16 protein-coding genes are annotated in these 11,738 nt (G+C 67.7%); 8 read left to right on the forward strand and 8 right to left on the reverse strand.

Annotation, left to right across the window (positions count from 1 at the left end; genetic code table 11):
• Positions 1-85 precede the first annotated feature (85 nt).
• A complete protein-coding gene (locus BZG35_RS04950) occupies positions 86-463 on the forward strand; it encodes a hypothetical protein (protein WP_077357830.1) in 378 nt (125 codons plus the stop codon).
• Positions 464-469: 6 nt separating this feature from the next.
• On the opposite strand, the gene BZG35_RS04955 is transcribed toward BZG35_RS04950, so the two are convergent.
• The 7 genes from BZG35_RS04955 to map all read right to left on the reverse strand — a co-directional run bounded on the left by BZG35_RS04955 (position 470) and on the right by map (position 4,910).
• Positions 470-895 (reverse strand): thioesterase family protein, encoded by a 426-nt coding sequence (locus BZG35_RS04955; RefSeq protein WP_077354649.1) that lies wholly within the window; start codon positions 893-895, stop codon positions 470-472.
• Positions 896-898: 3 nt separating this feature from the next.
• The gene (gene grxD, locus BZG35_RS04960) at positions 899-1,264 is read right to left on the reverse strand and encodes a Grx4 family monothiol glutaredoxin (RefSeq protein WP_077354650.1); all 366 of its coding nucleotides are present in this window, start codon (positions 1,262-1,264) and stop codon (positions 899-901) included.
• Positions 1,265-1,369: 105 nt separating this feature from the next.
• Positions 1,370-2,278, reverse strand: coding sequence for an aldo/keto reductase (locus tag BZG35_RS04965; protein WP_077354651.1), 909 nt, complete (start codon positions 2,276-2,278; stop codon positions 1,370-1,372).
• Positions 2,279-2,281: 3 nt separating this feature from the next.
• On the reverse strand, positions 2,282-2,524 hold the full coding sequence (locus BZG35_RS04970) for a BolA family protein (RefSeq protein WP_150125935.1): 243 nt from the start codon (positions 2,522-2,524) through the stop codon (positions 2,282-2,284).
• Between the two features lie 57 nt (positions 2,525-2,581).
• Positions 2,582-3,148 carry a GNAT family N-acetyltransferase gene (locus BZG35_RS04975; protein WP_077354652.1) on the reverse strand — a complete coding sequence of 189 codons (567 nt, stop codon included), beginning with the start codon at positions 3,146-3,148 and terminating at the stop codon, positions 2,582-2,584.
• 138 nt (positions 3,149-3,286) lie between these two features.
• A complete protein-coding gene (gene radC / locus BZG35_RS04980; RefSeq protein ID WP_077354653.1) occupies positions 3,287-4,030 on the reverse strand; it encodes a DNA repair protein RadC in 744 nt (247 codons plus the stop codon).
• Between the two features lie 49 nt (positions 4,031-4,079).
• The gene (gene map / locus BZG35_RS04985; RefSeq protein WP_077354654.1) at positions 4,080-4,910 is read right to left on the reverse strand and encodes a type I methionyl aminopeptidase; all 831 of its coding nucleotides are present in this window, start codon (positions 4,908-4,910) and stop codon (positions 4,080-4,082) included.
• Between the two features lie 114 nt (positions 4,911-5,024).
• Between map and BZG35_RS04990 the strand changes: the two genes are divergently transcribed.
• From BZG35_RS04990 to BZG35_RS05015, 6 genes are all read left to right on the forward strand, one after another.
• Positions 5,025-5,273, forward strand: coding sequence for an antitoxin (locus BZG35_RS04990; RefSeq protein WP_253189270.1), 249 nt, complete (start codon positions 5,025-5,027; stop codon positions 5,271-5,273).
• Entirely contained in the window at positions 5,274-5,675 is a 402-nt protein-coding gene (locus BZG35_RS04995) for a type II toxin-antitoxin system VapC family toxin (RefSeq protein WP_077354655.1), read from the forward strand.
• Positions 5,672-6,430 carry a molybdopterin-binding protein gene (locus BZG35_RS05000; RefSeq protein WP_077354656.1) on the forward strand — a complete coding sequence of 253 codons (759 nt, stop codon included), beginning with the start codon at positions 5,672-5,674 and terminating at the stop codon, positions 6,428-6,430. Before BZG35_RS04995 ends, BZG35_RS05000 begins: the two co-directional genes overlap by 4 nt.
• A 187-nt stretch (positions 6,431-6,617) precedes the next feature.
• Positions 6,618-7,931 (forward strand): OmpP1/FadL family transporter, encoded by a 1,314-nt coding sequence (locus BZG35_RS05005; RefSeq protein ID WP_077354657.1) that lies wholly within the window; start codon positions 6,618-6,620, stop codon positions 7,929-7,931.
• 98 nt (positions 7,932-8,029) lie between these two features.
• Positions 8,030-8,290: a hypothetical protein gene (locus tag BZG35_RS05010; protein ID WP_077354658.1), complete on the forward strand. Its 261-nt coding sequence runs from the start codon at positions 8,030-8,032 to the stop codon at positions 8,288-8,290.
• A gap of 69 nt (positions 8,291-8,359) precedes the next feature.
• A complete protein-coding gene (locus tag BZG35_RS05015) occupies positions 8,360-8,614 on the forward strand; it encodes a type II toxin-antitoxin system RelE/ParE family toxin (protein WP_077354659.1) in 255 nt (84 codons plus the stop codon).
• 39 nt (positions 8,615-8,653) lie between these two features.
• Here BZG35_RS05015 and BZG35_RS05020 read toward each other — a convergent pair whose 3' ends face one another.
• Positions 8,654-10,213 (reverse strand): DEAD/DEAH box helicase, encoded by a 1,560-nt coding sequence (locus BZG35_RS05020; protein WP_077354660.1) that lies wholly within the window; start codon positions 10,211-10,213, stop codon positions 8,654-8,656.
• Between the two features lie 366 nt (positions 10,214-10,579).
• Here BZG35_RS05020 and BZG35_RS05025 point away from each other — a divergent pair, with 366 nt between their 5' ends.
• Positions 10,580-11,728 carry a hypothetical protein gene (locus BZG35_RS05025; RefSeq protein ID WP_077354661.1) on the forward strand — a complete coding sequence of 383 codons (1,149 nt, stop codon included), beginning with the start codon at positions 10,580-10,582 and terminating at the stop codon, positions 11,726-11,728.
• The last annotated feature ends 10 nt before the right edge of the window (positions 11,729-11,738 follow it).

Raw genomic sequence — 11,738 nt, forward strand, 5'->3', positions numbered from 1 at the left:
TTCCGGTGCGCGCGCGCGAAAATCGAATGCAGAACCGCCCGAATTGGGCGATCATGACTCCTCAGGACTGAACAGGATGCCGGCCATGGCTCCCTTCCGAACGATCGTCGCCGTCTCCCTGCTCGCCGCGGCGACCTCGGCCTGCGCGATGTTCCCGGGCCGGTCGCCCGAGCGAGCCGCCATGCCCGGTCAACTGGAGCCTATCCATGCGGCGTCCATCACCAACGATCTCGCGGTGTTCTGGGTCAGCTCCAACGGCTGTACCGACAAGGACGACCTGCGGCCGGTGGTGGATCATGCGGGCCGGAACTCGACCATCACCCTGCGGCGGATCGACGAGGACCGCTGCGATCGGCCCATGGCCGACGGGGTCGAGCTGCAGTGGTCGTTCGAGGAACTGGGCCTGACGCCCGGATCGCGGGTCTCGGTCAACAACCCCTATCAGCTGCCGCCGACGAGCTGAGCCCGCTCAGCGCCGGGCGAAGGCCGGCAGCATGTCGGCCGGGATGCGCGTGGGGCGCAGGGTCGAAGCCTCGACCAGGCACCATTCGGAGACGCCCTGGGCGCACAGGCGGCCCTCGCCGTCCTCGATGCGGACAAAGCGGTCGAACCGGGGACCACGCGGGTCGCCGACCCAGGTCCGGGCGACGGCGGTGGCGTCCGGCTGAAGCGCGCGCAGATAGTCGATCTCGTGCCTCAGCGCGACCCAGGACCAGCGGGCGCGGGTCTCGGCGTCGAAGCGGGCGTTCCAGTGGGCCGTGCCGGCGTCCTGCAGCCAGCCGACATAGACGACGTTGTTGACGTGGCCATTGTCGTCGATGTGCTCGGGCCGGATCTGGAGCGGCAGGGTGAAGACCTCGCGGTCGGGCCGCGGCTCCAGCGACGGCCGGGCCAAGGCTCAGGCCTCGCCGAGCGGGACGCCTTTTTCGACCATCAGGGCGCTGAGCTCCCCGGCCGCGAACATTTCCTTGACGATGTCGGAGCCGCCGACGAACTCGCCCTTCACGTACAGCTGGGGGATGGTGGGCCAGTCGGTGAAGGTCTTGATGCCGTCGCGCAGGCCGTCGTCCTGCAGCACGTCGACGCCGACGAACGAGGCCCCGATGTGATCCAGGATCTGCACCGCATGGGCCGAGAAGCCGCAGCGCGGCGCGTCGGGCGTGCCCTTCATGAAGAGCACCACCGGATGCTCGGCCACGGTCTGGGCGATGAAGGCGTGGATCGGATCGGCGGGGGTCGCGGTATCGAGAGCTTGGTCGGACACAGGGGAACGCCTTTCGTTGCAGCCGTCAGCTAGGGATGGCGACCCGACCGGTCAAGGGCGGGGCCCATCACCTGCGCGCGATCCGGCGACAAGTTAGCCCGTGATTCAGGCCGCGACCCGGGCCATTTCGATCTGAGCGGACAGACCGGGCGGCATGTCCCTCTCGGGCACGGCGGCCAGCACGTCCAGACGCGCGGCGTCCGTCGCCCGGACGATGACGCTGCAGATGGACGGGTCGCTCATGGCGTGGGCCAGGCAGATGGCCTCGGCCGTCCAGCGTGGCGTCCGGTGCAGGAAGGCGAAGGTGTCGGGCGCGGCCAGGGGCTCGTCTTTCGAACGCCCCCCGGATCCGAATCCGAACAGACCCTTCTTGGGCGGACGGAGCGTGGCGGACGTCTTCCCGGCGTCGAGGACGGCGGGAAAGTAGTCGTAGGCCAGGATGGCCATGTCGCGCTCGCGCGCTTCGCGGATTCGCGACCGGATCCGCCAGTCGGCGTTGACGTGGAACGGGGTGGCCAGAACGTCGAAGGCTCCCGTCGAGACATAGGCGTCCATGACTTCGGTCTCGCCCGAGACCCCCAGGGCGCGGATCCGACCGGCGGTGCGCAGGGCCTTCAGAGCGGCCAGAGAGGATTGCGACAACTCATTCTCGCCCGGTTCCTCCAGCAGGGCGACGTCGATCCAGGCCAGGCCGGACACGTTCAGGGCCCGATCGATGCACCCGGTCATGCCTTCAGCCGAAAAGTCTCTCGACGACCCGCGGCGGCCGTCGCCGGTGCCCAGTTGCAGGCTGACGTTCAGCAGCTTGCGATCGACATTGGCCAGGGCCTGGCCGACGACCTCGGCCAGCACCGGGTCGGCGGTCTCCAGCCTGTAGGCGTTGATGCCCGATTCCAGCGCCGTATAGATCAGGGCGTTCGCCGCATGGACGCCCCGCGTCAGGCTGTCGATGCCGAGACTGAGCGTCAGGGTCGAGATGGCGGCGCCGGACGCGCCGAACGGGCGATAGCGCATGGATCAGCCTGTGGTGGGCGGGGCGGAGGTTTCGAGCGCCAGGGCGTGCAGCGCGCCGCCCATGTGTCCCTGCAAGGCCGCATAGACGAGCTGATGCTGTTTCACCCGGGACAGGCCGGCGAAGGCCGCTGACACGATGCGCGCGCGATAGTGGTCGCCGTCGCCCGCCAGATCGTCGATGGCGATCTCGGCGTCAGGGAAGGCCTGAACCAGATAGGCGTGCAGGGTCTCGACGGGCATGGGCATGGAGGGTGGGGGCTCCGACTTCGGCAGGGAGAATGAGCCGTAAGGGTTAATGGGTCGCTACGGGGGGGTGATGTCTCCCTTCCCCCGGAGGGGAGGGAGGTGTGGTTCGCGAAATCGCACCCGCTCCAGCAACAGGGTCGGTTCGCCGTGATACGTCCCCTCCGCATAGGTCACGAACCCCACCCGTCCGGCCAGGCGGATCGAGGGCAGGTTGCCCGGGGCGATCATGCAGACGGTGCGGGGGGCCTGTAGCGCAGCATCCGCCCAGGCGAGGGCCGCCTCGACCCCCTCCCGGGCCAGGCCCTGCCCCTGAAACGCCCCGCCGATGCCCCAGCCGAGCTCGGGCGCGTCAAGCGCCGGCATCACCGCTCGGCGATAGTCGAGGACACCGACCGAGCCGACATATCGGCCGTCGTCACGCGTCCGCATCGACCAGTTGCCGCGCCCGAGCGCCGACCAGTGACCCAGGTCGCGCAGCAGGCGGGACCAGACGTCTTCCTCCGGCAGGGCCCGACCCGTGATGTGGCGGGTGAAGGCCTCGTCTTGCCAGAGGGCCGCGATGTCGTCGAAGTCGGACAGAGACACCGGCGTCAGGGTCAGGCGGGGCGTGGTCAAGACGGTCATCGCACCACCATAGGTCAGCCCGTGACCACGCCAAGCCTTGCCATTATGGCGGCGCGAGAAGGCGTCGGGCAATCTGACGGGGGCCTTCGTGCGCGAGATCGAGACCGCTCCGCTGAAGGTCGAACTGCCCGCCTGAGCCTACATCAAGCCTAGCTGCTTCAGGCTGCTGACCCCCTCGCGGCCGACGATCAGATGGTCGTGAACCTCGACCCCGAGCGCCTGGGCCGCCTGGACGATCTGTTTGGTCATCTCGATGTCGGCGCGGCTGGGCGTCGGGTCGCCGGAGGGGTGGTTGTGGACCAGGATCATGGCCTTGGCGCTCACCTCCAGGCCCCGACGCACGACCTCCCGCGGATAGACCGGGGCATGATCGACCGTGCCCCGGTTCTGGACCTCGTCCAGGATCAGCTGGTTCCGGTTGTCCAGATAAAGCACACGGAACTGTTCGCGCGGCTCGTGCTGCAGCGCGACCCGGACATAGGCCAGCAGGGCGGTCCAGGAGGAGATGACGGGGCGCCTGGCGGCGGGCTCCTTGGCCACACGCTGGGCCACCTCGTGCAGGGCAACCAGGTCCAGGGCCGTCTCCGCCCCCACCGCCTTGGTCCGGCCCCGCGTGTCCTCGGTCCGCACGGTGACCAGGTCCTCGACGCTGGCGGCCAGGACGGCAGCCAGGGATCCGAACCGGGTCAGCAGCGCCTTGGCGATCGGCTTGACGTCGCCCTGGGGCTGGCTGCGGAACAGGAACAGCTCCAGCAGCTCATAGTCGGGCAGGTGGTGCAGGCCGGCCATGCGGGCGCGGTGGCGCAGGCGCTCGCGGTGGCCGGCATGGTGGGGCAGGGCCCTGGGACCCTGCGACGCGACCTCTTTTCCCTGATCCGCCACGCCTCACCCCCGCAATGCGAAGGTCAGGCTAGCGGCTGGATCGCGCCGTTCAAGCCTTGGCGGCCGAAGGGTTGAACAGGCCCAGCGGGCTGGCGGTGAAGATCTCCACCCCATCCTCGGTGACGCCGACGCTGTGCTCGCACTGGGCGGACAGCGACTTGTCGCGCGTCACAGCGGTCCAGCCGTCGGACAGGACCTTCACGTGCGGCTTGCCCAGGTTCACCATCGGCTCGATGGTGAAGAACATGCCGGGCTTCAGCACCGCGCCCTCGCCCTTGCGGCCATAGTGCAGGACGTTGGGGCTGTCGTGGAACAGGCGGCCGATGCCGTGGCCGCAGAAGTCGCGCACGACCGACATGCGGTTGGCCTCGACCACGCGCTGGATGGCATAGCCGATGTCGCCGAAGGTGTTGCCGGGCTTGACCTGGTCCAGGCCGACGGCCAGGCCTTCATAGGTGACGTCGATCAGCTTGCGCGCCCGGGCGTTGATCGCGCCCACCGCATACATGCGGCTGGAATCGCCGTGCCAGCCGTCGACGATGACGGTGTGGTCGATGTTGACGATGTCCCCGTCCTTCAGCACCCGGTCGCCCGGAATCCCGTGACAGACCACGTGATTGATCGAGGTGCAGACCGTCTTCATATAGCCCTTGTAGCCCAGGCAGGCGGGCAGGCCGCCGCGGTCCAGGGTATACTGGCGGATGCGGTCGTCGATCTCCTGGGTCGTGACGCCGGGCACGACATAGGGGGTGATCATGTCGAGCGCGTCGGCCACCAGCCGGCCGGCGATGCGCATGCCCTCGAAATCCTCCGGCTGATAAACCCGGATGGCGCTGGTCCGGGTCAGGGTCTCGGTGTCCAGATCGGGCGTTTCGTACATCGGGCGGTCTCGGGAGGGGCGGGCGCTTCAGATGGAGAGGATAGCACAAAACTCAATGCAATTGAGCGTCGCGACGATCCGGTATATACTCAAAGTGCATATCAGGAGCGTGTCGTGGGCGAAACCGCCATTGCCAAGGTGTTCATGACCGGCCGAAGCCAGGCGGTCCGCCTGCCCAAGGCGTTCCGCGTCGAGGGCGATCGGGTCCGGGTTCGGCGGGAAGGAAACCGGATCGTGCTGGAGCCGATGTTCGCCTCGACCGAAGAGTGGCTGGCCGCCTTGGATCAATATCGGGACATTCCCTTCATGGAAGAGGGGCGGAACCAGCCTCCGATGCCCCCGGCCCCCGCCTGGGACGACTAGGTGTTCAGCCTCGACGCGACGACCGTGGTCGACTTTCTCCGTCGGCCTTCGCCCGAACTGGTGCAGCGGATGGCGGCGGCGCAGCGGGCGGGCGATCTGGTCATCTGTGCCGTGGTCCTGTTCGAACTGTCCTATGGCGCGGCCCGCAAGGCGCATCCGACGCATCTGGACCGGCTGAACGACTTTCTCGACGGCGGGGTGACGGTGCTGGAACTGGACACGGCCGACGCCTGGGCAGCGGGTCAGATCCGGGCCGAGCTGGAACGCAACGGCCAGGGCATCGGCCCGTTCGACACCCTGATCGCCGGGCAGGCGAAGCGGCGGGGTTTGACTCTGGTCACCTCCAACATCCGCGAATTTGCCCGGGTGCCGGGCTTGGCTCTAGAAGATTGGCGCGCATGACCGACACCGCATCCCCCACCGCCGCCGTCCTGATCATCGGCGATGAGATCCTGTCCGGCCGCACGGCCGACACCAATCTGAACACCATCGCGCGGTTCCTGGGTGCCCTGGGCGTCGACCTGATGGAGGCCCGGACGGTGGGCGACCGGCCGGGCCAGATCGTCGAGGCGCTGAACGCGCTGCGGACGGCCCACGACTATGTCTTCACTACCGGCGGGATCGGGCCGACCCACGACGACATCACGGCCGACTGCGTGGCCAAGGCCTTCGGCGTGTCGATCGGGGAACGGGCGGATGCCATGGCAATCCTGGCCCGGCGCTATGGCAGCGAGATCAATGCGGCACGGCGGCGGATGGGGCGGATCCCGGACGGGGCGACGCTGATCGCCAATCCCGTCACCGACGCGCCGGGGTTCCAGATCGGCAATGTCTTCGTCATGGCCGGCGTGCCCAAGATCATGACGGCGATGCTGGAGGACGTGGCCCCGCGTCTGCGAAGAGGGGCCGTCGTCCACGCGCAGACGCTGCGGGTCACCGGGGTGGGGGAGGGGGACATCGCCGCCACGCTGGCCGAGGCGGCGCGGACCGAGCCGGAGCTGTCGTTCGGAAGCTATCCGTTCGGAGCGGGATCCCAGGGCGAGATCGGCACCCATCTGGTGATCCGCGGACGCGACGCCGCGACGGTGGAGAGGGCCGTGGGGTCCCTCGCTGAGCGGCTGGCGGCGGACGGGATCGAAACGGTTCAAACCGTCTAGGCAACGCAGCATTTTTGCACGGTTCGACGAACGACGGCGTCTGAAACACAATACTGCAACATTTTGGAAGAAGATGTTGCAACAATTGACCGCGTCGCGCACTCAGGCAGAACAAGGGCCTCCCCCGCCCTTTCTCCCCCGAATGCAGTGACGCTCCACGTGATGGGAGCGTCCGAAAGGATGCTCCATGTCTGTTTCCAAGACCCCGGTCGGCGGTCTGCGCCTCGCCGTCTCCGCCGCCGCCCTGATGGCGGTCGCCACCCCCTCGCTGGCCGAGAGCTTCTTCCTCAAGGAACAGTCGGTGCGCGGCGCCGGTCGGGCCTATTCGGGCGAAACGGCGGACACCGGCGTGTCGTCGCTGTGGTGGAACCCGGCCTCGATCGCCCGCAGCGGCCGCGAAGTCTATGTCGGCCTGCACGGCCTTCTGCTCGATTCCGGCGTGGACAATGCCGGCTCGACCATCACCTATCCGGGCGGGACGACCGTCCCGGTCACCGGCCCCCTGGGGACCGGCCACGAGGGTGACCCGATCGAGAGCGGCCTGGTGCCGAACTTCGCCGTCGCCATGCCGGTCGGCGACCGGTTCGCGCTGGGCCTCAGCGTCGCCGCGCCCTACAACTTCACCACCAAATACGAGCCGGGTTCCTTCACCCGCTATGACGCCCTGACCTCGGAGCTGCGCTCGGCCAACGTCGGCCTGACCGCCGCCTATCGGGTCAACGACTGGCTGGACGTGGGCGCCGGTGTCGACGTCCAGTATGTCGAGGCCTTCCTCAGCTCCAGCCTGCCGAACCTGTCGCCCCTGCTGCCGGACGGCCGTTCGACCCTGGAAGGCGACGGAATCGACTACGGCTGGAACGTCGGCGCCCAGGTCCACACGGGCGCCTGGGACTTCGGCCTCAGCTACCGGTCCGAGATCGAGCACGAGCTGGACGGCCAGATCGGCATCTCGGGCCTGCTGGGTCCGATCGCCGGCGGCAATGTCGCCAGCGACGGGACGGCCACCTTCACCACGCCCTGGTTCGCCTCGGCCTCGGTCCGCTACGCGGTCAACGAGCGCCTGACCCTGAACGGTCAGGTCAACCGCGCCGGCTGGTCCAAGTTCGACGCCATCCGCGTGCGCTACGGCACCACGGGCAACGAGATCCGCCAGGACTACAAGGACGTGACGGGCGGCTCGCTCGGCGTCGACTATGTCGCCAACGACCGCGTCACCTTCCGCGGCGGCGTCGCCTATGACCCGACCCCGACGCGCGACACCGAGCGCACGGCCCGTATCCCCGATGGCGACCGCTGGCTGTATTCGGCCGGCACCTCGATCAAGGCGACCGACACCATCACGGTCGACGCGGCCCTGACCTACATCTCGCTGAAGGACGCCGACATCTCCAGCGATCGGACCCTCTACGCCGGGACGGCGGCGGCGACGACCAGCAGCCTGCGCGGTCGCGCCGACGGCGAGGGGATCGCCGCCTCCCTGGGCGCGCGCTGGGCCTTCTGATCCAGCTGACGTCCTGACGACAGAACGGCGGGTCCCATGCGGGGCCCGCCGTTTTTCGTTGTTGGCCCGCTGTGATAGTTTGCGGCGAGGAGACCGCCATGGACGACGCCAGCCCCATCGCCGCGAAGGACCCGATCCTGGAGGCCGCCGTCCAGGAACTGGATGCAGGGGACGGCTTCGCCACGCTCGACTATCAGGGTCGCGAGATCATCCTGATGACCGCCGAGAAGTTCGAGCAATGGGAGGATGCGGTCGATCTGGCGCGGATCCAGGACAGCATACTGAATCCCGATCCCGAGCCGCGTCTCACGCTCGAGCAGATCCGGGAAAAATACGACATTCCCGCACCAGTCAAGTAGCGAACGACCGGGCGTTGAAGCGCTCGCCCTCTGCCAATCTACTCACCGCCTGAACGAGGAGTGATCCCGATGTGGACGGTGGAATTCGAGCGCAAGGCCGACCGCGCCCTGGCGGCCATGCATCCCCAGATGCGTCGTCGGATCTCCGATGCCATCGATCGCCTGGTTCTAGACCCGTTCGCCATGCCGAACGTGAAGGCGCTCTCGGGCAGCGACCAATTCAGGCTCCGCGTCGGCAGTTACCGCGTGATCTATCGGCTTGAAGGTAACCTTTTGATCGTCATCGTCATCGACGTCGGCCCACGCGGGGGCATCTACGACTGACCCGCCCGGTTCGCACCGGACGGGTCGTTGTCGTCGTGATCAGGCCTTGGCGACGTAGCCCTTGCCGCCGTTGGACGGGCGACGGCCGCGGGGGCGGCGGGCGATCTCGCCGTCGGGCTTGGCCGCGGCCACCGGACGGTTGGCGTTGGCGGCCGAGCGGGCGCGGTCGGCGGCGAGGGGATCGAACGGAGTCACGCTGACGATCGAACGGTCGCCGTTGTGGCCCCGGTTCTGGTCGCGACCGCCGCCGTCACGACCACCATCACGGCCGCCTTCACGATTGCCGCCCGGAGCCGGCTTGCGCTGGCGATGGGGCTGGCCGCCGTGGGCCGGCTTGACGCCGTCGCGGCGCGGATTGCGCGCCCCACGGCCTTCGCCGCGCGGACGCTCCTCGCGGTCGGGCATGGTCGCCTTGGTGCCGACGCCGGCGGCCATGATCGACTGGTCCAGCAGGCCCAGCGACTTGTCGTTGCGGCGGTCGGTGGCCGGGATCTTCTGGCGGGTGGTCTTCTCGATGTCCTTCAGCAGCTTCATCTCGTCACCGGCGACGAAGCTGATGGCCGAGCCGTCGGCCCCGGCGCGGGCGGTCCGGCCGATGCGGTGGACATAGGCTTCCGGCACGAACGGCAGTTCGAAGTTGACCACGTGCGAGACGCCGTCGACGTCGATGCCGCGCGCGGCGATGTCGGTGGCGACCAGGACGCGCAGCTTGCCGGCCTTGAAGGCGGCCAGGGTGCGCTCACGCTGGGGCTGGGACTTGTTGCCGTGGATCGCACCGGCCTGGACGCCGCCGGCTTCCAGATAGGCCGCGACCTTGTCGGCGCCGTGCTTGGTCTTGGTGAAGACCAGGCAGCGGGTGAAGTTGTCGTCGGCGAACATCTCGGTCAGCAGGGCGCGCTTGCGGCCCTGTTCGACGTGGATGACCGACTGGTTGATGCGCTCGACCGTGGTCGACTGCGGCGTGACCTGGACCTTGACCGGGTCCTTCAGCAGCTCGCCGGCCAGTTTCCCGATTTCGGTCGGCATGGTGGCCGAGAAGAACAGGTTCTGGCGCTTGGCCGGGATGCGGCTGACGATCTGGCGGATCGGCTTGACGAAGCCCAGGTCCAGCATCTGGTCGGCCTCGTCGAGGACGAAGATCTCGGTCGAGGACAGGTCCAGGGTCTTCTGCTGCATATGGTCCAGCAGGCGGCCGGGGGTGGCGACCAGGACGTCGAGACCGCCCTGGATGGCGCGTTCCTGCGGGCCGTATTTCACGCCGCCGAAGACGACCGCGACCTTGAAGCCGAGGTGTTTGCCATAGGCCTTGAAGCTCTCGGCGATCTGGCTGGCCAGTTCGCGCGTCGGCGACAGGATCAGGCAGCGGGTGGTGCGCGGCAGGGGGGCGACGCGGTTCTCGGCCAGGCGATGCAGGATCGGCAGGGCGAAGGCGGCGGTCTTGCCGGTGCCGGTCTGGGCGATGCCCAGCAGGTCGCGGCCCAGCATGACGTCGGGAATGGCCTGGGCCTGGATCGGCGTCGGGATGGTGTAGCCCTCGGTGGTCAGGGCCTGCAGCAGGGCCTTGTTGAGGCCGAAGGATTCGAAGGTGATGGTGCTCATGGAGCGGTGTCTTTCGCGTAAGCGGCGACACGCATCGGCCGGGCATGACGCCAAAGGACCGCGCGCCGCCAATCCCGACGGATCGCCAGAGTGGCGGTCGCGGGCTTGATCGGGCGCCGCCCCGCGTGTCCGGGCAGCGTAGTGAACTTGAGGGCCGGCCGCTGCTACAGTCAGGTCTTCGCTGGGGAGGAAGACCCACACGCGCTGGAGCGCACCGGGGATCGCTAGAGTGCGACGGTGCGGCAGATGGGCCGTTGTTACGGCAAAGTCAAGGCCGGCTGACATCGCCGAATTTCGCGGAACGGCGGTTGACAACATTCAGAGGTTGATCATTATTGATCTTGCAACCTTTGGGGGAAGGGCCGCATGTCGCGCTATCGTGTCATCTTGGCGTCCGGGCTTCTGCTGGTTTCGGGCACGGGCGTCTGCGCTCAAGACGTCGGACGTGTCACGGGCGACGTGAGTGTCGAGACCTTCAGCTGGAAAGACGATCTCGGCGACGCCGGCGAGCAGACGGTGGCGCTGTTGAAGGCCGCGGCCGGCTACGGCGATTTCACGTTCGGCCTTTCAACGGGCTGGGTGAAAGCCGAGGCCAGGAGCAGCGTTGAATCGCTCCGCGGCTCGCTCGAAACGCCGCTCGACACGGTCCTATCGGCGAACTGGACAAGAGGTCTGGGTCCAGCGTCGCGCCTCAAGGTCAGCCTGGATGCTGATGTCTCCCTTCCGACGGGAACCGATCAGCTTGCGGGAACGGAGAAAAATCTGGTCTTCGATCCGCTTCTCGCTCGCTTCGATCGATATGGCGAAGGCACGAACGTCTCTGCCGGCGCTTTTCTCGCCTATCGAGCCGCTGACGCGTGGACCCTCGGGTTGGGAGTGAAGGCCACTCAGACCGGCTCCTATGAGCCCGATGGCGATGCGCCTGACGTCGAGATCGATCCCGGCGATACGGTCGCGATCTTCGCGCGAGCTTCATGGGCGCGACATGGTGCCTTTGCGTCGGTGGGGTTGCAGGGATCGGTTCAGAACGCCGCAACCCGCAATGACGTGGACCTCTTCAAGCGTGCCCCCTCCGTGGAAGCCTCGCTGGCGGGCGGATTCTATCTTCCGTGGTCTCTCCGGACGGACCTTTACGCGTCGTGGAGTACGCGTGGGCGGGACGATCGAAGGGACGACCTGACGGGAACGTTCGAGACAGAGACGAACCGCAGTTCCGGCGATGTCACGTCCGTCACCTCGCGCTTCAGTCGGCCAATGACCGACGGACTGGTGGGCTATCTGACCGCCGATTGGGTGGAAGTCTCAGACAATGCGTTCGACGACGCCAGCTTCGAGTATCTGCCCGCACGGGAACTGACCCGCCTCGGCCTGGGCGTGCGGCAAAGTCTGGCCGAGGGAATGACGCTCGACGCCGCGGTTCAGCGACAATGGTGGGAAGACCGGGGCAGCGCCTTGCTGACGCCTCTGTCCGCCGACGGCTGGGTCGGTCGTCTCAACGTGTCGAAATCCTGGTGAGGGAGGTGCA

It is taken from the genome of Brevundimonas sp. LM2 (assembly GCF_002002865.1).
Lineage (GTDB): Bacteria > Pseudomonadota > Alphaproteobacteria > Caulobacterales > Caulobacteraceae > Brevundimonas.

Excerpts from the sequence above, each read along its gene's own strand:
- BZG35_RS04950 (WP_077357830.1), top strand. The coding sequence starts at position 86 with ATGGCTCCCTTCCGAACGATCGTCGCCGTCTCCCTGCTCGCCGCGGCG.
- BZG35_RS04965 (WP_077354651.1), bottom strand. The coding sequence starts at position 2,278 with ATGCGCTATCGCCCGTTCGGCGCGTCCGGCGCCGCCATCTCGACCCTG.
- BZG35_RS04970 (WP_150125935.1), bottom strand. The coding sequence starts at position 2,524 with ATGCCCATGCCCGTCGAGACCCTGCACGCCTATCTGGTTCAGGCCTTC.
- BZG35_RS04975 (WP_077354652.1), bottom strand. The coding sequence starts at position 3,148 with ATGACCGTCTTGACCACGCCCCGCCTGACCCTGACGCCGGTGTCTCTG.
- map (WP_077354654.1), bottom strand. The coding sequence starts at position 4,910 with ATGTACGAAACGCCCGATCTGGACACCGAGACCCTGACCCGGACCAGC.
- BZG35_RS05000 (WP_077354656.1), top strand. The coding sequence starts at position 5,672 with ATGACCGACACCGCATCCCCCACCGCCGCCGTCCTGATCATCGGCGAT.
- BZG35_RS05005 (WP_077354657.1), top strand. The coding sequence starts at position 6,618 with ATGTCTGTTTCCAAGACCCCGGTCGGCGGTCTGCGCCTCGCCGTCTCC.
- BZG35_RS05010 (WP_077354658.1), top strand. The coding sequence starts at position 8,030 with ATGGACGACGCCAGCCCCATCGCCGCGAAGGACCCGATCCTGGAGGCC.
- BZG35_RS05015 (WP_077354659.1), top strand. The coding sequence starts at position 8,360 with ATGTGGACGGTGGAATTCGAGCGCAAGGCCGACCGCGCCCTGGCGGCC.
- BZG35_RS05020 (WP_077354660.1), bottom strand. The coding sequence starts at position 10,213 with ATGAGCACCATCACCTTCGAATCCTTCGGCCTCAACAAGGCCCTGCTG.
- BZG35_RS05025 (WP_077354661.1), top strand. The coding sequence starts at position 10,580 with ATGTCGCGCTATCGTGTCATCTTGGCGTCCGGGCTTCTGCTGGTTTCG.